Genomic DNA, 25,101 nt, shown 5'->3' with positions numbered 1-25,101 from the left:
GTGAACGTCGTGTTCATGTTTGCTTACGGGGTGATCGCCCGGTAGAGATGGAGCGTCGTCGAGCGCTCGAGGCCCTCCCCGCAAGCAATCGTCGAGAGGACGTCATGACCATCCTGATCACCGGCGCGACCGGGAACGTCGGCCGCAACGTGCTGCGGCTGGTGGCAGCGGAGGGCGAGCAGGTGCGTGCGCTGACGCGCGATCCGCGCGCCGAGTTCCCCGCCGGGGTGCAGGCCGCCCTGGGCGACCTCGCCGCGCCGGACACCCTGGACGCGGCGCTCCGCGGCGTCGACCGGCTCTTCCTGTTCCCCGTGCCGCAGACCGCGCGCGACGTGGTCGATGCCGCGAAGCGCGCCGGGGTGCGGCGCATCGTGGTGCTGTCCTCCGGCGCCGTGACCGGCGGTTTCGACACCGACTTCCACCTGCCGGTCGAGCGGGCCGTGCAGGACTCCGGCCTGGAGTGGACGCACGTCCGGCCCGGCGAGTTCGCGATGAACAAGCTGGCGCTGTGGGGCCCGTCGATCCGGGCCGAGGGCGTGGTGCGCGATCCGAACCCCGACGTCGCCTGGTACCCGACGCACGAACTGGACATCGCCGAGGTCGCCGCCGCCGCGCTGCTGTCGGACGGGCACGCGGGCCGGGCCTACGACGTGAACGGCCCGGACCTGCTCACCTACCGCGAGCAGGTCCGGGCCATCGGGGACGCCATCGGCCGCGAGATCCGCTTCGAGGTGATCGGCCGGGAGCGCGCGCGGGAGCTCTACCTCGCGCAGGGCGGGTTCGCGGCGGCGAACGCGGACTTCCTGCTCGGCTTCGAGGACTACTCCGGCGCGGCGCAGGATCCGGCGGAGGCCGCGGAGTTCGACGCGAGCGCGGCGATGCCGACGGCCGAGCCGGTCACCGGCCGGGCCCGCGGCTTCGCCGAGTGGGCCCGCGACCACGCCGCCGACTTCCGCCCGGCCGGGTGGTGACCGGGGGCGTCCCGCACCCGGTGCGGGACGCCCTCACCTGGGCAGGGCCTGGTCGAAGTCGGCCCAGATGTCGTCGGGGTCTTCGATGCCGATCGAGACGCGGAGGACGCCTTCGCCGATGCCGACCGCGCGCAGCTGCTCGTCGGTGAGCTGGCGGTGCGAGGTGCTGGCCGGGTGCAGCACCAGCGTCTCGACGCCGCCCAGCGACGGGCCGAGCGATGCCACCCGGATCGCCTGCACGAAGGCCAGCCCGGCCGCCCTGCTGCCCAGGTCGAAGGTCAGCACGCCGCCGTTGCCGGTCAGCAGCTTCCGCGCCAGCTCGTGGCTGGGGTGCGACGGCAGGCCCGGGTAGTGCACGGCGCGCACCGCCGGGTGCCCGGCGAGCCGTTCGGCGATGAACTGGGCGCTCGCGCAGTGCTGGCGCATCCGCAGCGCGAGGGTCTGCACGCCGCGCAGCGTCAGCCACGCCGCGAACGGATCCGCCGACGCGCCGATCTCCACCAGCTCCGGCCAGAGCTCCCGGTGCAGGTCGGCGTCCGCGAACACCGCGACCCCGCCCAGCACGTCGGAGTGGCCGCCGAGGTACTTCGTCGTCGAGTGCACGACGACGTCCGCGCCTTGCTCGATCGGGCGGCACAGCAGCGGGGTGGCGAAGGTGTTGTCCACGACGTTGATCAGGCCCGCCTCGCGGCCCACCGCGAACATCCCGGGCAGGTCGGCGACCTCCACCATCGGGTTCGAGATCGTCTCGGCGTAGAGCAGCTTGGTGTTCGGCCGCAGCGCCTGCCGCGCCTCCGCCGGGCCCGACGCGTAGCTGACCTCGATTCCCCAGCGGTGCGCGAGGTTCTCGAACGACGCGAACGTGCCGCCGTAGAGGCTGCGCTGGGCGATCACGTGGTCGCCACTGCTCAGCAGCGTCAGCAGCACCGAGTTGATCGCGCCCATGCCGGAGCCGGTCGCGAAGCCGGCCTGCCCGCCCTCCAGCTCGGCGACGGTGTCCTCCAGCGCCCGCACGGTCGGGTTGCCAATCCGCGAGTAGACCGGCGCGCCGTCGGGGTTCGCCATGCCGTCGGCGAAGACCGCGGGGTCGGCGAAGGCGAAGCCGGAGGTCTGGTAGAGCGGCGCGGTCAGCGGCCGCCCCTCGGGGGCCTCCGGGGTCTTGACGTGGACGCAGCGGGTGTTCAAGTGGGTCATGGGAACAAGGCTTCCCGCGGCGGCGGTCCGCGGGAAGCGCCAATGCGGGTAGATTGGTTCCTCGATGGAACCAATTTCGCTGGATCGCGTCGTGGGATTGCTCGGCCGCTGGTCCGCGCAGCGCGGCGCGCTGCACGAGCTGCTCGCGGTGCGGCTGCGGCAGCTGATCGAAGACGGCAGCCTGCCGCCGGACACCGTGCTGCCGCCCGACCGCGCGCTCGCCGGCGCACTCGCGGTCGGCCGCAACACCGTCGTGGCCGCCTACCGGACGCTCCGCGAGGAAGGGCGGCTCGAACGCCGCCAGGGCAGCGGGACCCGGGTCACGTCGGCGTGGCTCACCGCCGCCCGCACCGCCGCCGTCGAGTCGGTCGGCCCGATGTACCTGCACCTGCTCGAACCCGCGGACGGCGCGATCCAGCTGACGTGCGCGAGCCCGCTGCTGCCGCCACCCGAACTCGCCGAGCTGCTGCCCGCGGTGACCGGCCGGCTCGCCGCCATCGGCCCCGACATGGGCTACCACCCGGCCGGCGTTCCCGAGCTGCGGCAGGCGATCGCCGACCGCTACGCGCAGCGCGGTGTGCCGACCCGCGCCGAGCAGATCCTCGTCGTGAACGGGGCGCAGCAAGCCCTTTCGCTGCTGATCAGGCTGCTCGTGGCGCCCGGCGACGAGGTGCTGCTCGCCGCCCCGACCTATCCGGGTTCGTTCGAGCTCTCGCAGGAGGCCGGCGCCCGGATCCGCGCGGTCCGCGCCGACGATGGGCTGGACCTGGCTGGTTACCTGCGCGCGGTGGCGGATCGTCCGGCACTGGCGTACGTGATCTCCGCCTTCCACAACCCGACCGGCGAACTGCTGCCGTCGTTGCAGCGCCGCCGGCTGGCGGAGACCTGCGAGCGGCACGGCGTCCCGCTGATCGACGACGAGGTGCTGGCCGAGCTCGACCTCGACGACGCGGCCCCGGAGCCGCTGGACGGCTCGGCGGTCATCAACGTGGGATCGCTGAGCAAGCTGGTCTGGGGCGGCCTGCGGGTCGGCTGGGTGCGCGCGCCCGAGCCGCTGATCACGAGGCTGGCGCGGCTCCGGGCGGTGCACGATCTCGGCGGCCCGGTGCTGGACCAGTGGCTGGCCGCCGCGCTGCTGCCGCGGCTGGACGAGGTGCGCGAGCGGCGGATCGCCGAACTCCGCGCCCGGCGCGACCGCCTCTGCGCCGAACTCGACGCGAACCTGCCGTGGACGTTCCGGGTGCCTGCCGGCGGGCAGACGCTCTGGGCCACGCTGCCCTACGGCGACGCGAGCGCCTTCGCCCAGCACGCGCTGCGGTTCGGCGTCGCGGTGCTGCCAGGTCAGTCGCTGGATCCGCAGCGGCGCAGCGAACGCTGCCTGCGCATCCCGTTTCACTACCCGCCGGACGAGCTCGCCGAGGCGGTGCGCCGGATGGCGGAGGCGTGGCGTTCCTACGACGGCACGGCCGCGGTCGCCGCGGTGAACGCGCTGGTCGTCTGAGCTCCGGGGAGTTCGGTGCCGCTGCCGGTGGTGCCGTCGAAGATGCCCATGCGCCGGAACTGCGGCCACAGCTCGGCCCACGGCCGTCGCGGCCCGCTGGCGAGCCAGATCGTGGTGCCCTCGTAGTAGGTGTCGAGCGGGGTGTCCACTGTGGTCATAGGGCGGACATCGCGGAAGGACCGGAGCAGGTAATCGCGGGTGCCGCCCAGGTACACCACGTGCTCGGTGTCCTCCGGCGGGCGGCCGAGGTACCAGAATCCCCGGCTTCCGCTGTACGCCTCGGGAATCCCGGCCGCGCTCCCGTAGTGGTGCAGGGCGCCGGCCGACCAGTAGTCGTGGGTGATGACGGCGGTCCGCGGGGGAGCGCGGTGGTAGGCGTCGGCCACGGCAGAGGTCAGCTGCGGCCAGCCGATGCTGCCCCGGCCGAACGTGTCGAACCGCTGGATCGACGACACCGGGAGCACCGGCAGCGCGGCCAGCGCCAGGCAAGCGGAGACCGCGAAAGCCGTACCGGTGAGCCAGCCCGGGAACTTCGGGGCCTCCACTGCGGCAACGGCGTAGAGCAGGCCGAACAGGCCTGCGACGTAGTAGGGGCGGCCGTCCGCGAGGAGGAAGATCGCCGTGGTCCCGACGGCGGCCCAGCCCAGGTAGCGGTACGGGTGCAGGTTCGGCGAGCGCAGGAGCCGCCACGAGCCGTAGCAGGCCGCAGCCCCACCGACGAGGCCCGCGCAGGCGACGGCAGTCGGGAGGAACAGCCAGCCGTACCAGTTCTCGGCGGCGATCGCGGCGGGCATGCGCAGCTGCGGCCAGCCGTGGGCGTGCTGCCAGAGCAGCGTCGGAACCATGGTGAGCGCGGCGAAACCCGCCCCGCACCAGAGCATCGGGCGGCGCAGCAGCTCGCGCGGTCCGGTCGCGAGGGCGGCGACGCCGACGCAGAGCCACCACACCGGGATCAGGAACTTGACCTGCAGTGCGACCGCGGTGATCACGCCCGCCCACAGCAGCAGGTGATCCCGGCGGCAGCGCGTCCAGCGCACCACCAGCCAGCAGATCACCGTCCACAGGAACGGATCGAACGACCAGGTCGCGAGCAGGTGCCCGGCGCTGGCGAACTGCACGGTGACCGCCCAGGCCCCGGCGGCGAGCACCTGCGCGCGGCGGTCGCCGCCCAGCTCGCGCGCGATCAGCGCCGTCACGACGACTCCGGCGGCGGTGACCAGCATCGGCGGAATCCGCAGCGCCACCAGCGAACCCGGGAACAAAGTGTCTAAAGTGGACGCTATCAGCGGGATCAGCGGCGGCTGGTCGGCGTAGCCCCAGGCGAGGTGGTGCCCCGCCGCGATGAAGTAGAGCTCGTCGGCGAAGTAGCCGTAACGCGGGCTGGTCAGCAGCAACGCGATCGCGACGGCCGCGGCGATCAGCAGAACCGGCCGCACCGCCAGCGGGAACAACGGTTCCCGGACGATTCCTTTAGGCTGCACGGCTTTTCCGGGATGGGTCAACGTCACGGACAGGCCCCTTTCCAGGCGTGCGGAGGCACCGGCCGGAATCGGGTGTTCTCCGGCCGATCAGAATCGGTTTTTCGTTGAGGTTCGGTTTGCGCTGGTCAGGGCTCGTGCGTGGTTTGGAGTGCCATAGCGATCCAAAACGCGCACGAGTGCCTACCGGCCGGAACGTTCGCTAATCCAGCAGCGCCCACGTCGCATCGGTGTCGCAATCGACGCGTGCCGCGAAATAGGCGGTCACCCATTCGCGATCCGGGGTCTTCCCGAGCAGCTGCGTCGCGCCTTCCGCGTCGTCGAGCAACCACGACTGCGCGGCCTTGAAAGCCCGGTCGAAGGGTTCGCCGTCGCAGGTCGGGACCGTGCCCGTCAGCATGGCCGCCAGCTGTCCGCGCTCCTGCACGGGATCCGCGAACCGCCCGGTGGCGGTCGTGGCGTAATGGTACGCGGGCAGATCCGGGTTTTCCGAGCTGCGGAACCGCAACTCCTCTGGAGCACCCGGGATGCCGCGGAGCTTCTCCAGCATCGGCTGGCCGAGTTCGGCGAGCTCGTCGAGCACGTGCGACTCGTAGCGCGCGACGCAGATCGTCGGCCCGCGCGTCGTGCACACCTCCTGCATCGCCACCGGATCGGTGACCACGTGCCGGTTCGGCGGGACCGACGCGATCAGCAGTGTCAGCTCGGCGACCAGCGCCACTGGCACCAGCACGAGCCACCGTCGACGCGACACGGCCAGGACGAGGAAGCTCGCCGCGATCGCCGCGAACCACATCGCCTGCAGCGCGCTCGACGGGACCGCGTACATCGACCCGTTGGAGACCTGTGCGGAGAGAAGGATCGTGAACAGCGCGTCGCAACCCGACATCCAACTCGCCCAGCTGGCCGCCGTGTACACCAGAAGTGCCAACGCCGGGGTCAGCAGGACGACCAGCCGCCACCGGATGAGCCGGCCCAGCACCATGCCGAACGCGGCTGCCGCGCCGTGCGCGGGGACGCAGACCAGCAGCGCCGCGATCCAGTCGGTACCGCTACCGGTGGCGATCAGGAAGACGAAGGTCGCCGCGATTCCCCACGCCGTCGCGATGCCGAGCGCCGCGCCCAGCGTGAGCGCCGCCCACGACACGAGGAACGGCTGCCAACCCGGCCGGGGCAGGGTCGCCAGGAGTTCCTCGGTGCCGCGCCGATTCTCCCTGCTCGCGGCCCATGCACCGGCAGTCGCCACCAACGGCCAGGTGAAGATCTGACCGCTGCGCACGACCACGACCAGTTCGTTCCAGCTGCCCGCCCACCACGGTTGCAGGAACAGTGCCGCGACCAGCGATATCAGCATCGTCATCGCGAGCGGGCCCGCGGCGCCGCGGTAGAACTCGTTCCCGAAGACCCTCTTGTTCATGCCGCACCCGCCCGGCTCGCGCCCAGCACCGCGCGGTAGCCGTCCGCCAGATCGCCGCCGTCGGCCAGCTCCGCCGGTGTCCCCCGGAAGACCGGCCGTCCCGCGTCCAGCACCAGCACCTGATCGCACGCCTTCGCATCGCTCATGAGGTGCGTGGCGAGCACGACGCACCGATCTCGCCCGAGCTCCCGCAGCAGCTCGCGGAATTCGTCCTGCTGCTCGGGATCGAGCCCGGCGGTCGGCTCGTCGAGCAGCAGGAGCCCGGGATCGTTGACGATGGCCTGCGCGATGCCGACGCGGCGCCGCATCCCGCCGGAGAGGCGCTTCAGCTTCTCGTCGGCGCGGTCGCCGAGCCCGACGCGCCGCAGCGCCCGGTCCACGGCCGGCATCAGCTCCGCGGCCGGGACCTCCTTCAACCACCCGAAGTGCTCCACGAACTCGCGCGCGGTGAACCTCGGGTACCAGCCGAATTCCTGTGGTAGGTAGCCGATTTCGCGCCGCAGCGGGCGCAGGTCGGCGCCGGCCGGCGGGTGGCCGAGCAGCCGGACCGAGCCGCCGGAGGGCGCGGTCAGCGTGGCCAGCACCCGGATCAAGGTCGACTTCCCGGCACCGTTGGGCCCGAGCAGGCCGTGCACGCCGGTGCCGAAGTCCGCGGTGATCGCGTCGAGCGCGCGGCGGCGGCCGAATCGCACGGCCAGGTCCTGGATCTCGATGGCGGTCACTGTTCAGCTCCTCGACGTGTGCTGGAAGTTCGTGCGGCGGAGGTAGAGCACTGCGGCGGACAGCACGATCAGCGACGACCACAGCAGCGGCAGCGGCCGGTCGAGCAGCACCGGTACCTGGTCGCCGACCAGCGGGCCGCCGGCGAGCACCAGCCAGGCGGTGGCGACCGCGGCCGCCACCGGTTCGAGCCGGAACCGCGAACCGAGCGCCAGGGTCAGGCCGGTCAGCGCCAGGCACGGCAGCAGCCAGCCGACGATCGACGTCCGACCGGTGATCGCGCCGATCACCGCGCTCGCCGGCACGGTGGTGAGCAGGATCGACAGGGTGCGCCAGAGGACCAGCGGCAGCCCGCCCAGCGCGGTGCCCGCGGTGATCTCGTAGGCCGGGTCGCCCAGCCGGCCGAAGCACAGCGCAACCCCGGCGACGGGCAGGATCGGCGCGATCAGCAGCAGCGCGGACCCGTGCTGCGACCACCAGCCGCCGGGTTCTCCGATGCTGAGCAGGTCCATCCCGATGGCGCAGGCCAGCGCGACGAGCACGGCGAACAGCCAGGCGCCGCGCACCGCGGGGGCGGCGTTGAGCAGCACCCACAGCCGGCGCCACCGGCTCGGCCGGGGGAACTGCGGGGGGAGCGTGACGAGGCCGGCCTGCGCCTGCACCACCACCGGATCGCCGGACGCCGCGTCGTTGATCAGCCGTCGGCAGGCGGCGCAGTCGAGGGCGTGATCCTCCACCTCGTCCGCCTCCGGCAGCAGACCCGCGGCGTAGGCACGCAGGGTGGACGCGGGGAAGTGCTCGTGCGTCATGCGAGTGCCTCCTTCAGGATGTGGCGGGCTTTGCGCGCGCGGGTCTTGACCGTGCCCTCGGGAATTCCGAGCAGCTCGGAGGTCTCCCGCACGGTCCGGCCGTCGAGCACGGTGGCCTGCAGGACCGCCCGGAGCTCGGGGGAGAGCCGGTGCAGGGCGCCGGCCAGCTCGGGGCTGAAGGCCCGGGCCAGCACCTCGTCCTCCGCGGATTCCGCGGTGATCGCCGAATCGACCGGCTCCCCGACGGGCTGGATGCGGACGTTGTGGCGGCGGTGCGCGTCGATCAGCCGGCTCGTCGCGATGGTCCACAGCCAGCCGGCGGCGCTGCGCGACGGGTCGAATCCGGCCGCCGAGCGCCACGCCGTCAGGAAGCAGTCCTGCAGCACCTCGGCGGCCAGTTCGGGATCGCCGCAGCGGCGGCGCAGCCGGACCGCCAGCCAGCCCGCGTTGCGCCCGTAGAGCTCGTCGAAGGCGCCCCGGTCGCCACGAGCGACCCGCCTGAGCAACCGCTCGTCTTCCCGGTCTTGATCGCGCACACACCTCTAGACGCACGGACGGCCGGAACGGTTTTCGGTCGGCGTGTTCACGCAGAGGTCTTTCGCGTCGCCGGATCGCTTGGTACAAGTAATCGATCCGGTGACTTCGGCTGCTCTGCGTGACCGGGACCAAGGTCCCGTCCAGGACAGGACTCTCGACCGGGCGAGATAGGGCCCTTGCCTCTGCGCATTCGCAGTACAGGGCGGCAGGGTGGAGCCGTGGATCTGCTCGACATCGCCCGATGGCAGTTCGGGATCACTACCGTCTACCACTTCCTGATGGTGCCGCTGACCATCGGGCTGGCGATCCTGGTCGCCGGCATGCAGACCGCTTGGTACCGCACCGGCAAGCAGCGCTACCTGAAGATGACCAAGTTCTGGGGCAAGTTGATGCTGATCAACTTCGCCATGGGCGTGGTCACCGGCATCGTGCAGGAGTTCCAGTTCGGCATGGCCTGGAGCTCCTACTCGCGCTTCGTCGGCGACGTCTTCGGCGCGCCGCTGGCCATGGAGGGCCTGCTCGCGTTCTTCGTCGAGTCGACCTTCCTCGGCCTGTGGATCTTCGGCTGGGACCGGCTGTCCAAGGGCGTGCACCTGGCCTGCGCCTGGGCGTTCTCGCTGGCCACCGTGCTGTCCGCGTACTTCATCCTGGCCGCCAACTCGTGGATGCAGCACCCGGTCGGCATCGAGATGGTCGACGGCCGGCCCCGGCTGACCTCGATCTGGGAGGTGCTGGCCAACAACACCGTGCTCGCCGCGTTCCCGCACACCGTGTTCGGCTGCTTCGCGGTCGCCGGCTCGTTCCTGATCGGCATCGCCGCCTGGCAGATCGCCCGCCACCACCGCAAGTCCGCCCCGGACGACGAGGACCGCCGCGCCTGGCACGGCTCGCTGCGGCTGGGCGCGTGGGTCGCGGTGATCGCCTTCGCCGGGCTGGCGATCTCCGGTGACATCCAGGGCAAGCTGATGTTCCAGCAGCAGCCCATGAAGATGGCGTCCGCGGAGGCGCTGTGCCACAGCGAGGCACCCGCAAGCTTCTCGATCTTCGCGATCGGCGACGTCAGCCGGCCCGACTGCGAGAACGTCAAGAGCATCACGGTGCCCTACATCCTGTCCTACCTCGCCGAAGGCGACTTCTCCAGCGAGGTCAAGGGCGTGCAGGCGCTGATCCCGGAGTACCAGGCCAAGTACGGCACGCACTACCCGGACGACCCGCGGCTGGGCTCGTTCGCCGGGCAGCCGATCGACTACACGCCGAACCTGCCGGTGACCTACTGGGGCTTCCGGTTCATGATCGGCTTCGGCGGCCTGGCCGCGCTCGGCGCGGTGTTCGTGCTCTGGTTGACCCGCAAGCGGAAGTTCCCGCCGGGCAAGTGGTGGGCGCCGCTGGCGGTGCTGAGCATCGCGCTGCCGTTCCTCGGCAACATCGCCGGCTGGGTGTTCACCGAGATGGGCCGCCAGCCGTTCGTGGTGGTGCCCAACCCCGATCCGTCCGGCGTCGACGGCGTGTGGATGTTCACCGCGTCGGCCGTGTCCTCGGGGGTGTCCCCCGGCGAGTTGCTGACCTCGGTGATCGCCCTGACTGCGCTGTACGGGGTGCTCGCGATCGTGGAGATCTTCCTGATCGTCCGCTACGTGCGCGGTGGCTTCGACGGGGTGATGCCGCCGAAACCGCCGGAGGGCGAGGAGAAGTCCGACGACGAAGCCCTGTCCTTCGCGTACTGAGAGGCTGCACCTGCGATGGATCTGCCCACCTTCTGGTTCTGCGTGATCGCCCTGCTGTGGCTGGGCTACCTGTTCCTGGAGGGCTTCGACTTCGGCGTCGGCATGCTGCTGCCGGTGCTGGGCCGCCGCAACGAGGAACGGCGGGTGCTGATCAACACGATCGGCCCGGTCTGGGACGGCAACGAGGTCTGGTTGATCGTCGCGATCGGCGCGACCTTCGCTGCCTTCCCCGGCTGGTACGCGTCCCTGTTGAGCACGGCCTACCTGCCGCTGCTGGTGCTGCTGCTGGCGCTGATCGGGCGGGGCGTGGCGTTCGAGTACCGCGGCAAGGTGGACACCGCCCGCTGGCGGCGCACCTGGGACGTGGTGATCGTGCTCGCCTCGTGGATCTCTCCGCTGATCGTGGGGCTGGTGCTGTCCGCGAGCGTCTTCGGGCTGCCGCTGGACGCCAACGGCGACCGGGTCGGCGGCTGGTGGACGATCTTCACGCTGCCGAACGTGATCGGCGCGCTCGCGGTGTGCGGGTTCTCGCTGCTGCACGGCGCGGTGTTCCTGTCGCTCAAGACCGAGGGTGAGATCCGGGAGCGGGCGCGGCGGTTCGCGCTGATGGCCGGGGTGCCGCTGCTGCTGCCGGTGATCGCGCTGGTGTTCATCGCGCAGCTCCGGGAGGGCGAGACCTGGACCTGGGTGCCGCTGGTGATCGCGCTGGTCGCGGCGCTGGCCGGACTGGCCCGGCTGTACCAGTGGCGGGACGGCCAGGCGTTCGCGCTGCAGGGCGTGGCGCTGGCCGGCGTGGTGGTGACCCTGTTCGGCGCGCTGTGGCCGAACGTGATTCCGTCCACTTTGGACCCGGCGTGGTCGTTGTCCATCGCGGACACCGCGTCCAGCCCGTACACGCTGACGGTGATCACCTGGGTCGCGGCCTTCGGCACCCCGGCGGTGCTGATCTACCAGGGCTGGACGTACTGGGTGTTCCGCAAGCGCATCGGCACCAAGCACATCCCGCCGGTGCACGTGCCCAGTGCCTGACGGTTCCGCTGGTCAGGTCCCGTGCGTGCTTTGTGTTGCCATAGCGGCAGAAAGTACGCACGGCCCGTGACCTGGCGATTCGACTAGGAGTTCGTAATGGGTCCGCTGGGAGCTCTGCCTCGGCTTTCGGGGTCGGCCCGGCGCGCGCTCGTCGTGGCCGGGCTGCTCTCCGTCGGCAACGCGGCCGCGCTGATCGTGCAGGCCTGGGCGTTGGGCAGCGCGCTCGCGGCCGTGGTGACCAGCGCCGCCTCGCCGGAGGAGATCGGCGACCACCTCGTGGTGCTCGCCGGTGCGGTGGTGGCGCGGGCCGCGCTGGGCTGGGCGACCGAGTCGGTGTCCGCCCGGGCGGCGGCGGGCGCGAAGGAGGAGCTGCGCGGCCTGCTGCTGGATTCCGCGCTGCGGCGGGGCCCGGAGTGGATCCACCGGCGCGGCCCGGCCGAGCTGACCGCGCTCGCCACCAAGGGCCTCGACGCGCTCGACGCGTACTTCACCAAGTACCTGCCCGCGCTGGTGACCGCGGCGGTGGTGCCGCCGCTGGTGGGGGCCTGGATCCTGTTCTCCGACTGGGTTTCCGCGCTGGTCATCGTGATCACCGTGCCGCTGATCCCGCTGTTCGCGTGGCTCGTCGGCAAGTACACCGAGCAGCGCACCTCGCGCGCCGCCGATGCGGTGCAGCGGCTGTCCGGGCAACTGCTGGAGCTGATCCGGGCGCTGCCGGTGCTGACGGCGTTCGGGCGGGCGCGAGCGCAGGGCGAGGTCGTCCGCCGCGTCAGCGACTCGCACCGCCGCACCACGATCGCGACGCTGCGCATCGCCTTCCTCTCAGCGCTGGTCCTGGAGCTGTTGTCGTCGCTGTCGGTGGCGATGGTGGCGGTCGGCATCGGCCTGCGGCTGGTCTCCGGCGACCTCGACCTGGCGACGGGCCTGTTGGTGCTGATCCTCGCGCCGGAGTGCTACCTGCCGCTGCGCGCGGCCGGAGCGGCGCACCACGCCAGCGAAGACGGCGTCGAAGCCGTCCGCCGGGTCGACGAGATCGTGAGCGGCGGCGCTTCGCGCGGCGAGGCGAACGCCACCTCCGCATCGCTAGACGAGGCGAACGGTCCGTTCACCTCGCGCGGCCCGTTCGCGTCGAGTGGGTTGGGTTCGAGCGAACGGACCGTTGACCTCGCCTATCGGCGTGAACGGTCCGTTCGCTCCGACGGGCCGGCGAAGGTGCAGGTGGCCGGGTTGCGGGTGCGGCGGCGGGACGGGTTCGCGCCGGACGGCCTGAGTTTCGTGGCGCGGCCCGGCGAGATCGTGCGGCTGGAGGGCTTCGACGGGATCGGGCCGAGCGGCAGCGGCAAGTCGACGACGATGTCGGTGCTGCTCGGCTTCGCCGCTCTGGAAAGCGGCACGATCACCTGCGACGGCGTGGACATCGCCGAGCTGGACCCGGCCGAGTGGCGTCGCCGCATCGCGTGGGTGCCGCAGCGCCCGACGTTCACCGGCGGCACCGTCGCCGATGAGCTCACCGTCGCCACCGCCGACCAACCCGACCTGACGGCGCACGTCGGCGAAGCGCTCGCCGCCGCGGCCGCCGCCCACCTCCGCGACCGCCGCATCGACGAACTGTCCACAGGGGAGCGTCAACGGGTCGCGGTGGCACGCGCCCTGCTGAGGCTGCGCGGCGACGCGAAGATCCTGCTGCTCGACGAGCCGACCGCGCACCTGGACGCAGCGACGGCCCACCAGGTCAACGAGGCAGTCCGCCGCGCCGCCGAAGCGGGCGCGACGGTCGTGCTCGCCAGCCACCGCCCGGAGGCGGCCGAAGCCGAACCCGAAGCGGCCACCGCGGCCCTTCCGGCCGCCCCGCCCGACCTGCCGGCGGCGACCGGTCGCATCCGCGACCTGATCACGCCGCGAACGCTCCTCGGCGTCGGCCTCGGCGCGCTCTCGCTGCTCTCCGGCCTCGCGCTGACCGCGACGTCGGCCTGGCTGATCGCCCGCGCTTCGCAGCAGCCGCCGATCCTCACGCTCTCCGTCGCGGTCGTGGGCGTGCGCACCTTCGCGCTGTCGCGCTCGGTGCTCCGCTACGCGGAGCGGCTCGTCACGCATGACGCCGCCTTCCGGCTCTCCGGCCGCCTCCGGCGGCAGCTGTGGGATGCCCTCGTGCGACTCGGGCCGGTGCGCACCGCCGGGCTCCGCCGCGGCGAGGGCGTCGCGCGCCTCGTCGACGATGTCGACTCCGTCCGCGACCTGGAGCCGCGCGTGATCCTCCCGCCGCTGGTCGCGGCGGTCGTCGTGGTCGCTGCGGTGGTGCTCCAAACGCTGGTGCTCCCCGAAGCGGGTGCGGTGCTCGCAGCTGCGCTGCTCGTCGCCTTCGTCGCGAGTCCGCTTGCTGCGCTCGCCGCGGAGCGCCGCGCGACCGCTGCCGTGGCGGAAGGGCGCCGGCGCGTCGCGGCTCGCGTCCTCGCGCTGCTCGACGGCTCGGCGGAACTGATCGCCTTCGGCGCGCACCAGGAGCGTCGCGCCGTACTGGCCGCCGCCGACGAGCGCCTCGCTGCTCGTGCCCGCCGAGCCGCCTTCGGCGCGGGCGCAGCGACGGCCGTGAACACGCTCCTCGTCGGGATCGCGGTGCTCGGCGGAGCTTGGTTCGGGGCGGCGGCGGTGGCCGAAGGCCGGTTGGCGCCGGAGCTTGCTCCGCTGCTCGGGCTGGTGCCGCTCGCCGCGGCTGAAGCCGTCGCGTTGCTGCCGCCCGCTGCGCAGCAGTGGAAGTCGTTGCGCGCAGCGCAAGCGCGTCTGGCGCCGCTGCTGGCGGTCGGCTCGGGCAGCGGATCTGTCTCCGCTGATCCGGTGGCGGGCGGTGGTGATGCCCCTGCCGATTCGGGGCGAGGCGCCGCTGATCCGGCGGCACGGTCCGGTGTCGAGCTGACCGGCGTCGATGTCCGGTGGCCGGGTTCGGGCGGAATCGCCTTGCGGGGCGCGGACTTGCGGGTGCCCGCCGGGGCGCACGTCGCGGTGGTCGGGCCGTCCGGCGGCGGGAAGTCCACGATCTTGGCGCTGCTGCTGGGATTCCTGGAGGCCGAGCGGGGCGACGTGCAGGTGCCGCGGAAGGTCGCATGGTGCCCGCAGGAGCCGCAGCTGGTGTCGACGACGATCCGGGAGAACCTGCGGCTCGCCGCGCCGGAGGCGGACGACCGAGAGCTCGGCGAGGCGCTCCGGGTGGCGGGGCTGCCGGGCTGGGAGGAGCGGCTGGACGTGATGGTCGGCAGCGGCGGCACGGCGATGTCGGGCGGCGAGGCACAGCGCCTCGCACTGGCCCGGGCCCTGCTGGCCGCGGACGCGGAGCTGGTGCTGCTCGACGAGCCGACCGCGCACCTGGACGTGCCGACCGCGGAGGCGCTGCTCGCCCGCCTGCGCCACGCGCTGCGCGACCGCACCGTCATCCACGTGACGCACCGCTGGTCGGAGACCGACCACGCGGACATCGTCCTGCGCGTCGAGGCCGGCGAGATCGCGGTCGTCCGCGAGGCCCAGCGCGAAGGCGCCCTCCCGTGACCGCCGCGCGAGCTTCGGAGCCGTGAGCGCGTTGGGCGTTGCAGAGGCTGTTCTGGCTGCGATGGCGCAGGGACTCGGTAGCGGCGGACCTCCGTCTTCGACGTGTCGAAGCCGCGGGGCGGTCGCGCGGCACGGGGCGCCGTTTTCGCGCGAAACCGTCGTCTGGCAGGTGTGGCGAGCGCCGTTTTCGCGCGAAACCGTCGTCTGGCGGGCGTGGCGAGCGCCGTTTTCGCGCGAAACCGTCGTCTGGCGGGCGTGGCGAGCGCCGTTTTCGCGCGAAACCGTCGTCTGGCGGGCGTGGCGAGCGCCGTTTTCGCGCGAAACCGTCGTCCGGCAGGTGTGGCAAACGCCGTTTTCGCGCGAAACCAGCGCGCAGAGCAACGTCCCGAACAGCCTCCGCACCAAGCCGGTGCGCTCACGGCTCCGGGCCTGCGGGGTCGCCGCGACGGCCGGGGCTGGGCCGCGGATGGGCTGTGACCTGCGTCGTCCGGACCCGCCTTCGCACTCGCGGGAGCTATAGCCTCGTGCATGACATGGATTCCACCCTCGCCAAGCGCATGCTGGCGGCGTCCACCGAGATCACCCGGCTGGCGCTGTCCGCCGAAGATCCGGAGGCCGTCCTCCCACTGGTTGTCCGCCGCGCCGCCGAACTCGCGGAGGCCGACCTCGGCGTCGTCACCGTGCGAGCCGACGACGGCCGCCTGACCGTCGAGGCCGCCTACGGCGCGCCCACCGCGACCGGCCCGCTCGGCGACCCGGTCGGCACCGTCCTCTCGTCGCGTTCGGCCGCGGCGCGGGTCGCCCGCAGCGGCGTGCCGGTCGTCGTCGACGACCTGATCGACGATCCGCTCACCGCCCCTTACGTCCCCGCTGCGCTGCGGGTTTACGGCCCGTTCGCGGTCGCGCCGTTCGGCACCCGCGAGCGGCGGCTCGGCGCGCTCGCCGTGTACCGGCGGCGCGGCGCCAGCACCTTCACCCGGGTCGCGGTGGACGTGCTGACCTCGTTCGCCGCGCAGGCCGGGCTCGCGCTGGTGCTCGCGGAGGGCTCCACGGCGCGCCAGCGCATCGCCGTCTACCAGGAGCGGGAGCGCATCGCCCGCGACCTGCACGACGTGATCGTCCAGCGGCTCTACGCCACCGGCGTGCAGCTGGAGGTCCTGGAGCGGCGGCTGTCCGGCCGCCTCGACACCGCCGACGCCGCCCGCCTGTCCGAGACGATGGAGCAGATCGACCAGGCGATCGCCGAGGTCCGCGCCACCGCCCGCACGCTGCGCTCGGCGGACCCGGAGGACCCGGCGCACGCGCCCGCGCTCGACGATTCGATGCGTTCCGAGGTGCAGATCGCCGGGGAACTGCTGGGCTGGCCGCCGCGGTTGGAGATCGAAGGCGACCTCAGCGACGTGCCGGTGCCGGTGGCCGACCACGCCCGGGCCGCGCTCCGCGAAGCGCTGTCCAACGTGGTCCGGCACGCCGGCGCGAAAACCGTGCTGGTGCGGGTGCGGCGCTCGGAATCGGGGCTGTTGCTGCAGGTGGTGGACGACGGCTGCGGAATTCCCCGCGACGTGAGCAAGCGCGGCCTGCGCAACCTCGAAGAGCGCGCGGTCGCGGCGGGCGGCCGCTGCGTGGTCACGTCCTCGCCGGACAGCGGCACCACGGTCACCTGGGAGGTACCGCTGACGGCGGCCCCCTGAGGCGTCAGCTCCGCGGTGACATGAAATCGGCGAGGAGCGCGCCGAACCAGGCGGTGCGGATTCGCTTCTCGCCGACGCCGACGCCGACGCCGACGCCGATCCCGACGCGATCGGTCATCGCGCGCCTCCGCTTCGGGGGTCCGTCAGGCGAGCAGCAGTCACGCGACCAGGGCCACCGCCGTCACTGCCAGGGCCGCGTACACCGCGACCGCCACCCGCAGGCCGAAGCGCAGCAGGGCGTGCTCCGCGACGCCCGCACCCTTCGCGCGGTCGCTCGCCACGGCCAGGACCAGCATGATCATCGGCAACGAGGTGAACACAGCGTGGCCCGCAGCGCTGTTCTGCAGGGCCGCGAACCACACGTCCAGGCCGCTCGGGGCGAGCTGCTCCTGCAGCGGCATCATCAGCGCGTTGCCGCCGACGTTGGAGCCGGTGAGGAAGCCGCTGAGCATGCCGAGCGCGGGCGCGGCCAGCGCGATGACCAGCGGTGGCGCCGTGGCGACCGCCGCGCCCAGCTGCTCGATCATGCCGCTGTCCGCCATCAGCCGGCCGAGCACGACGAAACCGGTCAGGGCCAGCAGCGGACGTCCGACGCGAGCCAGCGCGGCGCGGGCATCCGGGGCGTGCGGGCGGCCGCGGTCCAGCAGCAGGGCGGCGGCCAGCAGCGGGAGGCACGGCGAGGACAGCAGCGCGAAGCTCGCGTTGCCCGCGTGCAGCTCAAGGGGAGGAACTCCGGCCGCCGTCGCCGCGCGGGTGAGGGCGATGCCGCCGAGGACGAGGCCGTAGGCCTGCAGGACCGCCCGCGGCGGCAGCAGCCGACCGCCCGGCTCGGTGCGGCGAACCGCGCACACTACCAGCCCGATCGCCGTGGTCAGCAGCCCGGCCAGCACGCCCGCCGGCTGGACCACGCCCGCCAGGTTGAGCCCCAGCAAACCGAGCGACAGCGACCCGCCCGCGAGCACCGCCGCGATGGCGGCGCGGAGCCGGCGCTGCGGGCGGGCCAGCAGCGCCGCCCACGCGGTGACCAGCGGGAAGACCAGGCAGCTGGTGACCGCGGTGGCGGTGCCCAGGACTGCCGCATCCGTGCCCGCGAGCGCGGCGCCGATGACGGTCGCGAGCCCGAGAGTGCCCCACGGCATGATGTTCATGCCGAGCATGGCCTGCCGCAGCGCGGTCGCGGGCGGCGCGAGGGCGAGCAGTACCGGCACGGTGACCAGCAGGGACACCCCGAATCCGGTGAGCGCTTCCACCGTGGGGGCGATGCCCGCCACCACGAGGGCGATCTTCGCGGGGCCGGGCAGCGGCAGCCCACGCACCCATTCCTGCAGCGATCGGTGCACGCCCCGGCGGGTGAGCACCTGGCTGAGGTAGACGCCGGGCAGCATGACCGCGGCGGCGTTGAGCACCAGCAGGCCGGCCCCGCCGGCCCCGTCGGTCAGCGCGTCGTCCGGCAGCGCGAAGTCCGGCAGCCACCAGGTCAGCAGCGCGGCCAGCACGGCGCCCGCGACCGCCGCCCAGTGCGCCGGCCGGCGCAGCACCGTGATCATTCCCAGCACCATGACGAGCGGGGACACCGCCATCGCCCACACCATCGTTCCGCCTTTCGCTCCGCACCCGGCTCGGACCCAGCCTCGCGGCGCGATCGGCGGCGGTCTTGAACGAAAGTTCAGGGGCGGATCGCGCCGGGCGTGACCCCGAAGTACCGCTTGCAGACGCGGGTCAGGTGGGCCTGATCGGCGAAGCCCGTAGCGGCGGCGACCTCCGCAGGCCGCTGCCCGGCCAGCAGCAGCCGGCGGGCGCGGTTGGCGCGCAGCCGCAGCAGGTAGGCGTGCGGCGGCAGCCCGTACTCCCGGCGGAAGGCGGTGATGAGCGAGGCCCGCGGCATGCCCGCGGCGGCGCTGAGCTCCGCCACGGTGACGGGCTCGGTCCACCTGTCGTGCAGCAGCTGCCGGGCCAGCGCCGGGCCGCGACGCCCGGCGGACGCGGGGGAGGCCGCCCGCCCGGTGCGGGCGTGCCGGTGCAACACCGCGCCCAGGCCGCCGAGCAGCAGGGACTCCGCGGTCAGTGGGTCGTCGGCGTGCTCCTGTTCCCGGTGAACGCGGCGCAGCCGGTCGAACAGCGCGGCGTCCCGCACAGCGGTGTCGGGGAACCAGACGTCACCGGTGCCGAGGTGCTCGCGGGCCAGTTCGGCGACCATCGCCGTGTCGAAGTAGAACATCCGGTACCGCCAGCCGGATTCGTCGGCGGCGAAGCCGGTGTGCACCTGACCCGGGTTCAGGACGACCAGCTGCCCGGCCGGGATCACCACCTTGCCGCCGGCCATGTGCAGCCCCTCCGCGCCCTGCTCGATGACGCCGACGGCGAGTTGCTCGTGGCTGTGCCGGTCGAAGGCGAAGCGCTCGAAGCGGGCGGCCAGCAGCTCCACCTGCGAACCGCCGGGCGCGGCCCACAGCCGCGCGTGCTCGCCTTCCGCGGTCAGCTCTGGCCCTGGCGTCGGGCGACCCAGGCCGCGGCCTGGGTGCGGCGCTCCATGCCGAGCTTCGCCAGCACCGAGGTCACGTAGTTCTTCACCGTCTTCTCCGCCAGGAACAGCCGCTCGGCGATCTGCCGGTTCGTCAGCCCCTCGCCGATCAGCTCCAGCACCTTGCGCTCCCGCTCGGTCAGCGCCGCGAGCTCGTCCGGTTCGGGGCTGGTGGACTTGCGCAGCCTGTCCAGCACCCGGCCGGTGGTGACCGGGTCCAGCAGCGACCGCCCGGCCGCGACCTCGCGCACCGCGTTGACCAGGTCCTGCCCGCGCACCTGCTTCAGCAGGTAGCCGGACGCCCCGGCGTTGATCGCGCCGACCAGCGCGCTCTCGTCGTCGAAGGCGGTGAGCACGAGGCAGTACGGCGGCTCGGGCAGGGCGCGCAGCTTGCGGCACAGCTCCAGGCCGTCGCCGTCGGGCAGCCGCATGTCGATGACCGCGACGTCCGGCCCGGTCGCCTGCGCGCGCACCAGGGCTTCGCCGACGCCGCCGGCCTCCGCCACGATCTCCACGTCGTCCTCGGTGTCCAGCAGGTCGCGAAGTCCGCGCCGGACCACCTCATGATCATCGACTAGCAGGACCCTCACTGGCACACACCCCACGCTACGTACGTGCTCGGCGAGTGGTGAGCTGAGGGTTGCCTGACAAACCGGGAATTCGCGGCTACTTCTTGACCTTCTTCACGCCCTTGATCGCGCCGACGGTCTGGTGGGTGTGCGCGGAGACCTTGCGCGCGCGGCGCTTCGCGCGGTAGCCGACGGACGGCTTGCCGCCGGTGTCGACCGCGGTGATCAGCAGCCCGCCGAGCAGCCCGACGTTCTTGAGGAAGTGGATCTGCTGGTTGGTGCGTTCCTGCGGGTCGTCGATCTCCCAGAACGCGTGTGCGGCCAGCGTCGTGGGCACGACGCTCCCGGCGAGCAGCAGCGCGGCCAGCCGGGGGAACCTGCCGATCGCCAGCAGGGTCCCGGCGCCGATCTTCACCGCCCCGTCGATGCGCACCAGCGTTTCCGGATCGGTCGGGAAGTGCTCGGGAAGCGAGTCCTTGAGCGGTGCCGTCGTCTTCTCCAACAGCGGCGCGGCGGCCTTCGCGTGGCTCGGCGCATCGCGCAACGCGCCGATCCCGCCGTAGATGAAGATCGCGGCCAGCATCGGCCGGGCCAAACGGCGAATGAGCATCTGGGACCTCCTGGGTGGTCGGCCGGTGCGCCCGACGGTACTCACTCGGATCCGGGTCCGCCTGCTCGTCCGCACCGCCGGGCGAACCGCGCGGGAGTGGCTCGTCAGAGCTGCTCGACGCGGGCGAAGACCTCGTCCCACGCCGCGGCGACCTGCCGCGCGCATAGCTCCGGCGACACCCCGCCGACGCCGGTGCCCAGGCCGGGCATCGCGACGGACCGGGCCACGTGCCGGACCGGCGTTCCGTTCTCCAGGACCCCGCTCGCCCAGAGCCGAAGCACGGCCCGCGCCGCGAGGTACGGGTGCACCGTGTCGGCGGGCAGCCTCTCGCCGGGTTCCCGCATGGTGGGAGCGCTGATCAGCCAGATCGGGTTCGGGGCGCCGGTGGGCACCAGCAACGCCTCGCCGACCGGCAGCTCGCCGCCGTGGTAGGCCAGCACCGCGCTGCGGACCTGCTCCTCCACCTCGGGGAAGGTGCGGGCGTACACCGCGTCGATGCCGCCGCGCATCCAGCCGTAGGAGTTCGCCGGGCTCACCACCGCGTCGACCTGCAGGTCAAGGACCGATCCCTGGTGAACGGAGAGGCCGGCTCGGCTGTCGGCGATGTCGTGCCAGGCGGCGGCCAGCGGCTCGTCCAGCGCGCAGAGGACGAGCTGCAGCTCCGGCTTCGCTCCATCCGCTGAGCGCCCCGAATCTGCGGTCACGCCCCACAGCATCGCAGGAATGCGCGGCGCGGTGGCATCGGGTAGGTCACACCTGGCGCCGATTCGCCGCGCGCCCGGCCCGCCGGATGCCACGGGTGCCGCGGGACTCGGAAGACCGACGCAATCCGGCCGCGCATTCGGACGATCGCGGGGCCCGGCTTACGGGGGCTGCGGTTGCGCCATCGGAACCTGCCCGCGTGCCGGGGGCGTCTCCTCTTAGTCTGGGCGGGTGCCACAAATCGCGTATCTCGGCCCGCCGGGCACCTTCACCGAACAGGCCACCCGGCAGTTGACCGGTGGTTTCGACGCCGAACTCGTGCCCTTCGAGACCGTGCCGCTGGCGCTGGCCGCAGTGCGCGCCGGCGACGTGCTGGCCGCCGGGGTGCCGGTGGAGAACTCGGTCGAAGGCTCGGTGCCGGCCACGCTGGACGCGCTGACCACCGACGATCCGCTGGTCGCGGTGCAAGAGGCCGTGCTGCCGGTGCAGTTCGACCTGCTGGCCCGGCCCGGCATCGCGCTGTCCGAGATCGGCACCGTCGCGAGCCACCCGCATGCGCTCGCGCAGGTCCGCGGCTGGCTGGCCGAGAACCTGCCGGGCGCCAGCGTCCACGCCGCCAGTTCCACCGCAGCAGGGGCGGCCGCGGCAGCGGCCGGCGAGTTCGACGCGGCGATCTCCGCGCCGGTGGCCATCGAGCACTACCCGTCGCTGGTGCGGCTCGCAGGCGGCATCGCCGACGTGCGCGACGCGGTCACCCGCTTCCTACTGGTCCGCCGCCCCGGCGCGCTGCCGGAGCCCACCGGCGCGGACCGCACGTCGGTGTGCGCGGTGATCAGCGACGAGGTCGGCACGCTGGCCGACATGCTGGCCGAGCTGTCGCTGCGCGGCATCAACCTCAGCCGCATCGAGTCCCGGCCGCTGCGCGAGCGGTTCGGCGAGTACCGGTTCTTCCTCGACTTCGACGGGCACGTCGCGGACGCCCGGATCGGCGACGCGCTGACCGCGCTGCACCGCCGCTGCAGCACCGTCTGGTTCCTCGGGTCCTACCCGAAGGCGGACCGCTCGCCGGCCGGCGTCCGCCCGTCGGCCTCGGAGCAGGCGTTCGAAGTCGCGGCGAAGTGGCTCGACGACGTCCGGGCGGGGCGGTTGGCATGACCGAGTTGCTGCTGGAAGCGCCGACCGGATTGCGCCTGATCCTCGCCCGCCACGGGCAAACCCCGGCCAACGTGGCGCACCTGCTCGACACGCTGCCGCCGGGCCCCGGCCTGACCGAGCTGGGCCAGCAGCAGGCGGCCCGGCTCGCCGAGCGGCTTGCCGACGAGAAGATCGTCTCGGTGCACGCGAGCCGCGCGGTGCGCGCGCAGCAGACGGCGCAGCCCTTGGCGCAGCGGCACCGGCTGCCGCTCGAGGTCGTCGACGGAACGCACGAGGTCTACGTCGGCGAGCTGGAAGGCCGCGGCGACCCGGAGGCGCTGCAGATCTTCGGCGACGTCTACGAGAGCTGGCATGCCGGGCGGCTCGACGTGCCGATGCCCGGCGGGGAAACCGGCCGCGAGGCGGTGACCCGGTTCGTCGACGGGGCTCGCAGCGCCATCGACGGAGCGGGTGACGGCGCGGTGGCGCTGGTCAGCCACGGCGCGATGCTGAGGCTCGCGGCGTGCGCCCTGGCGGCGAACGTCGACGGCGCCCATGCCAACGCGAGGTACCTGCCGAACACGGGCGTGATCGTCCTCGAAGCCGACCCCGACGCCCGGACGGGCTGGCGCTGCCTCTCCTGGGACGGCCTCGACACGCCCTGATCAACGGACGAAGCGTTTCCGCTGCTCAGGTGCCGTGCGCGTTTAGTGTCGCCATGGCAGCACAAAATGCGCACGGCATCTGACCAGGCGGAACGGTCAGCCCCAGCCGAGGGCGTGGAGCTTTTCGTCGTCGATGCCGAAGTGGTGCGCGATCTCGTGCACCACCGTCACGGCCACTTCGTCGACCACTTCTTCCTCGTCCGCGCACATGTCCAGCAGGGGTTCGCGATAGATCGTGATCCGGTCCGGCAGCACGCCGCTGTAGGTGCTGTCCCGCTCCGTCAGCGCGATGCCCTCGTACAGCCCGAGCAGCGACGGGTCCTCGGGGTTGGCGTCCTCCACCAGCACCACGACGTTGTTCATCGCCGCCGCGAACTCCGCGGGCAGCAGGTCGAGGGCGTCGCCCACGAGCTCCTCGAACCGAACGCGGGTCATCTCCACCGGCATGACCCCGTTCTACCGCACTCGGGCGTCAGCGGGGTTCGGTCGCGGGCACGCCCGGCTCAATCGGCGCGGTGTCCTTCGGCGCCGGTTCCTTGCCGACCTGCACCTGCCCCTTGACGCCGCCGGTCACCGGCGCGAGCCCGCTGCCGTCCGGCAGCTGCGCGCTGACCTTGCAGTTGACCTGCCGCGATCCGGCTTCCCAGCTCTCCGGCGCCAGCGTGTCCCAGTAGACGATCAGGCCCTTGTCCTTGGCGACGGTCGGGCCGCCCGCGTACTGGCCGGTCAGCTCCTCGCACCTGGTCACCAGGAAGTCGTCCTGCGGCTTCTCCTCCGGGTAGCCGCCGGGGAACTGCTCGCCCAGGTCGACCAGGCCGGTGATCTCCACCGCGTGCGGCCGGGCGCAGTCCACCGGGTCCCACACGGCGGTGCCGTTGATGCCCAGGCAGCGGCCGACCGGGTAGACGTTGGACTGGTCCGTGTTCGCCGCGCTGCCGGTGATCGGGTAGAGCTTGCCGGACGGCCCGGGCTGCTGGATCCCGCAGTGCAGCGTCCGGTCGGCGTTGCCCCAGCCCTCCTCACTCGGGGTGAACGCGCCCACGTTGAACCTGCCGTGCGGGTCGAACCGGTTCGACAGGAACTGCTTCGACACCTCGGTGCAGTGCTGCTGCTTGAGCTGCTGCCACTGCTCGGTCCCCGGGAACGGGGCGTCGGGGCCGAACTCCTGGCCCAGCTCCGCGCTGCCGGTGACCTGGAAGAGGTGGGGCTCGTTGCAGGTGACCTTGCGGATGTCGGCGGCGTCGGGCTCGGTCCAGTTCAGGCAGTCGCCCGCGGCGGCCTCGAAGACCACCTCTGGCGCCGGTGCCGAGCCGATCCTGCCGGACCCGCCGACGCCGGGTCCGCCGCCGGTAGGCCAGTTCAGCGCCGCGCTGACCACCAGGATCAGGAGGGCGCCGATGGCAGCCGAGATCATCACGAGCCGGGTGTTGGGCTTGTTCCGGCCTGGTCTGGGAGGGGAATCGGGCGCTGCCATCGATCACATGATGCCTCGCCGCGTGGCGGCGTGCGCGGCGCCATCGCAGATGTTCGGAACCGATTCGTTGCCGGACACGTCGCCACGGTAGGTAATGTTGCGTTCGGGAGTGGGGCTATGACGGAAGATGGCAAGCCAGTGGCAGACGACGACCGGCAGCAGTGGGGCGGGGGGAACACCCCGGACAACCCGGAGCAACCGGAGCAACCGGTGTCGCCCGACGCGGCGGGGCGCGGCCGGATCCGGTACCAGGACGAGAGCACGACGCCGCGCGAACCGACGTTGGCGGAGCAGCGCGCCCGCATCGCCGCGGAGAAGCGCCGCGAGGAGCAGCACCGCGCCGATCTAGCGGCAGCGGAGGCGAAGACGAAGAAGCGGCGCCGCATCATGATCGGCGGCGGCGCGACGGTCGGCGTCGTGGCGCTGGTGGCCGCGATGTACTCCGCGTCGGAGATCAGCAACGAGGCCAACGCGTCCCAGGAGTACTGCGCCACGGACCAGTCGGGCCAGCCTGGCGTCCGCGACCAGGACCAGTTCTGCGACGAGAACTACGTGTCCTCCCACGGCGGCTACCACAGCGGCGGCATGTTCTTCATGCCGATCTTCCTGCCCGGCACCACGATTCCCAGCGGGCAGCACAGCTCCTACCGGTACGCCTACACGCCTGCCGGTGTGTCGGCCCCGCCGGTCGGCTCGCCCGCTTCCGGGTCGTCGTTCACCAAGCCGTCTGGCTCGACGATCAAGGACAGCAAGGGCAAGACCATCCAGCGCGGTGGGTTCGGCATCAACAACAAGAGCGGCAGTAGCGGGAGCTGACG

General features: G+C 72.5%; 22 protein-coding genes. 9 read left to right on the top strand and 13 right to left on the bottom strand.

Annotated features, from left to right (window positions below; all coding sequences use genetic code 11):
• The first annotated feature begins 104 nt into the window (after positions 1–104).
• Positions 105–971 (top strand): NAD(P)H-binding protein, encoded by an 867-nt coding sequence (locus tag E1288_RS00890; protein ID WP_132479291.1) that lies wholly within the window; start codon positions 105–107, stop codon positions 969–971.
• Positions 972–1,004: 33 nt separating this feature from the next.
• On the opposite strand, the gene E1288_RS00885 is transcribed toward E1288_RS00890, so the two are convergent.
• A complete protein-coding gene (locus E1288_RS00885) occupies positions 1,005–2,165 on the bottom strand; it encodes a trans-sulfuration enzyme family protein (RefSeq protein WP_132479289.1) in 1,161 nt (386 codons plus the stop codon).
• Between the two features lie 64 nt (positions 2,166–2,229).
• Here E1288_RS00885 and E1288_RS00880 point away from each other — a divergent pair, with 64 nt between their 5' ends.
• Positions 2,230–3,666 carry an aminotransferase-like domain-containing protein gene (locus tag E1288_RS00880; protein WP_132479287.1) on the top strand — a complete coding sequence of 479 codons (1,437 nt, stop codon included), beginning with the start codon at positions 2,230–2,232 and terminating at the stop codon, positions 3,664–3,666.
• Here the strand turns inward: E1288_RS00880 and E1288_RS00875 are convergent.
• The 5 genes from E1288_RS00875 to E1288_RS00855 all read right to left on the bottom strand — a co-directional run bounded on the left by E1288_RS00875 (position 3,618) and on the right by E1288_RS00855 (position 8,626).
• The gene (locus E1288_RS00875) at positions 3,618–5,174 is read right to left on the bottom strand and encodes an ArnT family glycosyltransferase (protein ID WP_235883246.1); all 1,557 of its coding nucleotides are present in this window, start codon (positions 5,172–5,174) and stop codon (positions 3,618–3,620) included. The two genes, E1288_RS00880 and E1288_RS00875, sit on opposite strands and share 49 nt — an antisense overlap.
• 172 nt (positions 5,175–5,346) lie before the next feature.
• Positions 5,347–6,561, bottom strand: coding sequence for a hypothetical protein (locus E1288_RS00870; protein ID WP_132479285.1), 1,215 nt, complete (start codon positions 6,559–6,561; stop codon positions 5,347–5,349).
• Positions 6,558–7,283, bottom strand: coding sequence for an ABC transporter ATP-binding protein (locus E1288_RS00865; RefSeq protein WP_132479283.1), 726 nt, complete (start codon positions 7,281–7,283; stop codon positions 6,558–6,560). Before E1288_RS00865 ends, E1288_RS00870 begins: the two co-directional genes overlap by 4 nt.
• A gap of 3 nt (positions 7,284–7,286) precedes the next feature.
• On the bottom strand, positions 7,287–8,090 hold the full coding sequence (locus E1288_RS00860) for a hypothetical protein (RefSeq protein ID WP_132479281.1): 804 nt from the start codon (positions 8,088–8,090) through the stop codon (positions 7,287–7,289).
• Entirely contained in the window at positions 8,087–8,626 is a 540-nt protein-coding gene (locus E1288_RS00855) for an RNA polymerase sigma factor (RefSeq protein ID WP_132479279.1), read from the bottom strand. The genes E1288_RS00860 and E1288_RS00855 overlap by 4 nt, the downstream gene beginning before the upstream one ends.
• Before the next feature lie 219 nt (positions 8,627–8,845).
• Here E1288_RS00855 and E1288_RS00850 point away from each other — a divergent pair, with 219 nt between their 5' ends.
• The 4 genes from E1288_RS00850 to E1288_RS00835 all read left to right on the top strand — a co-directional run bounded on the left by E1288_RS00850 (position 8,846) and on the right by E1288_RS00835 (position 16,608).
• Positions 8,846–10,351, top strand: coding sequence for a cytochrome ubiquinol oxidase subunit I (locus tag E1288_RS00850; RefSeq protein WP_132479277.1), 1,506 nt, complete (start codon positions 8,846–8,848; stop codon positions 10,349–10,351).
• Positions 10,352–10,366: 15 nt separating this feature from the next.
• The gene (gene cydB, locus E1288_RS00845; RefSeq protein ID WP_132479275.1) at positions 10,367–11,380 is read left to right on the top strand and encodes a cytochrome d ubiquinol oxidase subunit II; all 1,014 of its coding nucleotides are present in this window, start codon (positions 10,367–10,369) and stop codon (positions 11,378–11,380) included.
• Between the two features lie 96 nt (positions 11,381–11,476).
• Complete coding sequence (cydD, locus tag E1288_RS00840) at positions 11,477–14,917, top strand: thiol reductant ABC exporter subunit CydD (RefSeq protein ID WP_132479273.1); 3,441 nt, start codon at positions 11,477–11,479, stop codon at positions 14,915–14,917.
• 533 nt (positions 14,918–15,450) lie between these two features.
• Positions 15,451–16,608, top strand: coding sequence for a GAF domain-containing sensor histidine kinase (locus E1288_RS00835; protein ID WP_132479271.1), 1,158 nt, complete (start codon positions 15,451–15,453; stop codon positions 16,606–16,608).
• A gap of 158 nt (positions 16,609–16,766) precedes the next feature.
• On the opposite strand, the gene E1288_RS00830 is transcribed toward E1288_RS00835, so the two are convergent.
• The 5 genes from E1288_RS00830 to E1288_RS00810 all read right to left on the bottom strand — a co-directional run bounded on the left by E1288_RS00830 (position 16,767) and on the right by E1288_RS00810 (position 21,024).
• Entirely contained in the window at positions 16,767–18,188 is a 1,422-nt protein-coding gene (locus tag E1288_RS00830; RefSeq protein ID WP_132479269.1) for an L-lactate permease, read from the bottom strand.
• An 86-nt stretch (positions 18,189–18,274) separates the two neighbouring features.
• Complete coding sequence (locus tag E1288_RS46670) at positions 18,275–19,033, bottom strand: AraC family transcriptional regulator (RefSeq protein ID WP_165967920.1); 759 nt, start codon at positions 19,031–19,033, stop codon at positions 18,275–18,277.
• Positions 19,034–19,083: 50 nt separating this feature from the next.
• Positions 19,084–19,725: a response regulator gene (locus E1288_RS00820; RefSeq protein ID WP_165967919.1), complete on the bottom strand. Its 642-nt coding sequence runs from the start codon at positions 19,723–19,725 to the stop codon at positions 19,084–19,086.
• A 70-nt stretch (positions 19,726–19,795) separates the two neighbouring features.
• Positions 19,796–20,308: a DoxX family protein gene (locus E1288_RS00815; RefSeq protein ID WP_132479263.1), complete on the bottom strand. Its 513-nt coding sequence runs from the start codon at positions 20,306–20,308 to the stop codon at positions 19,796–19,798.
• A 104-nt stretch (positions 20,309–20,412) separates the two neighbouring features.
• The gene (locus E1288_RS00810; RefSeq protein WP_132479261.1) at positions 20,413–21,024 is read right to left on the bottom strand and encodes a macro domain-containing protein; all 612 of its coding nucleotides are present in this window, start codon (positions 21,022–21,024) and stop codon (positions 20,413–20,415) included.
• A gap of 217 nt (positions 21,025–21,241) precedes the next feature.
• Between E1288_RS00810 and pheA the strand changes: the two genes are divergently transcribed.
• The gene (gene pheA / locus E1288_RS00805; RefSeq protein ID WP_132479259.1) at positions 21,242–22,165 is read left to right on the top strand and encodes a prephenate dehydratase; all 924 of its coding nucleotides are present in this window, start codon (positions 21,242–21,244) and stop codon (positions 22,163–22,165) included.
• Positions 22,162–22,809: a histidine phosphatase family protein gene (locus E1288_RS00800; protein ID WP_132479257.1), complete on the top strand. Its 648-nt coding sequence runs from the start codon at positions 22,162–22,164 to the stop codon at positions 22,807–22,809. The genes pheA and E1288_RS00800 overlap by 4 nt, the downstream gene beginning before the upstream one ends.
• A 96-nt stretch (positions 22,810–22,905) precedes the next feature.
• On the opposite strand, the gene E1288_RS00795 is transcribed toward E1288_RS00800, so the two are convergent.
• Positions 22,906–23,256 (bottom strand): metallopeptidase family protein, encoded by a 351-nt coding sequence (locus tag E1288_RS00795; RefSeq protein WP_132479255.1) that lies wholly within the window; start codon positions 23,254–23,256, stop codon positions 22,906–22,908.
• A 25-nt stretch (positions 23,257–23,281) separates the two neighbouring features.
• The gene (locus E1288_RS00790; protein WP_132479253.1) at positions 23,282–24,283 is read right to left on the bottom strand and encodes a septum formation family protein; all 1,002 of its coding nucleotides are present in this window, start codon (positions 24,281–24,283) and stop codon (positions 23,282–23,284) included.
• A gap of 138 nt (positions 24,284–24,421) precedes the next feature.
• Between E1288_RS00790 and E1288_RS00785 the strand changes: the two genes are divergently transcribed.
• Entirely contained in the window at positions 24,422–25,099 is a 678-nt protein-coding gene (locus E1288_RS00785) for a hypothetical protein (protein WP_235883245.1), read from the top strand.
• Positions 25,100–25,101 lie beyond the last annotated feature (2 nt).

The organism is Saccharopolyspora elongata, from assembly GCF_004348985.1.
Taxonomy (GTDB): Bacteria; Actinomycetota; Actinomycetes; order Mycobacteriales; family Pseudonocardiaceae; genus Saccharopolyspora; species Saccharopolyspora elongata.
This window is presented reverse-complemented; position numbering and strand designations above follow the sequence as displayed.

Bases quoted from the DNA above. Each gene is read 5' to 3' on its own strand.
- E1288_RS00885 (WP_132479289.1), bottom strand. From the start codon at position 2,165: ATGACCCACTTGAACACCCGCTGCGTCCACGTCAAGACCCCGGAGGCC.
- E1288_RS00830 (WP_132479269.1), bottom strand. From the start codon at position 18,188: ATGGCGGTGTCCCCGCTCGTCATGGTGCTGGGAATGATCACGGTGCTG.
- E1288_RS00880 (WP_132479287.1), top strand. From the start codon at position 2,230: ATGGAACCAATTTCGCTGGATCGCGTCGTGGGATTGCTCGGCCGCTGG.
- E1288_RS00810 (WP_132479261.1), bottom strand. From the start codon at position 21,024: ATGCTGTGGGGCGTGACCGCAGATTCGGGGCGCTCAGCGGATGGAGCG.
- E1288_RS00890 (WP_132479291.1), top strand. From the start codon at position 105: ATGACCATCCTGATCACCGGCGCGACCGGGAACGTCGGCCGCAACGTG.
- E1288_RS00815 (WP_132479263.1), bottom strand. From the start codon at position 20,308: ATGCTCATTCGCCGTTTGGCCCGGCCGATGCTGGCCGCGATCTTCATC.
- E1288_RS00870 (WP_132479285.1), bottom strand. From the start codon at position 6,561: ATGAACAAGAGGGTCTTCGGGAACGAGTTCTACCGCGGCGCCGCGGGC.
- E1288_RS00835 (WP_132479271.1), top strand. From the start codon at position 15,451: ATGGATTCCACCCTCGCCAAGCGCATGCTGGCGGCGTCCACCGAGATC.
- cydD (WP_132479273.1), top strand. From the start codon at position 11,477: ATGGGTCCGCTGGGAGCTCTGCCTCGGCTTTCGGGGTCGGCCCGGCGC.
- E1288_RS00795 (WP_132479255.1), bottom strand. From the start codon at position 23,256: ATGCCGGTGGAGATGACCCGCGTTCGGTTCGAGGAGCTCGTGGGCGAC.
- E1288_RS00790 (WP_132479253.1), bottom strand. From the start codon at position 24,283: ATGGCAGCGCCCGATTCCCCTCCCAGACCAGGCCGGAACAAGCCCAAC.
- E1288_RS00860 (WP_132479281.1), bottom strand. From the start codon at position 8,090: ATGACGCACGAGCACTTCCCCGCGTCCACCCTGCGTGCCTACGCCGCG.
- E1288_RS00800 (WP_132479257.1), top strand. From the start codon at position 22,162: ATGACCGAGTTGCTGCTGGAAGCGCCGACCGGATTGCGCCTGATCCTC.
- cydB (WP_132479275.1), top strand. From the start codon at position 10,367: ATGGATCTGCCCACCTTCTGGTTCTGCGTGATCGCCCTGCTGTGGCTG.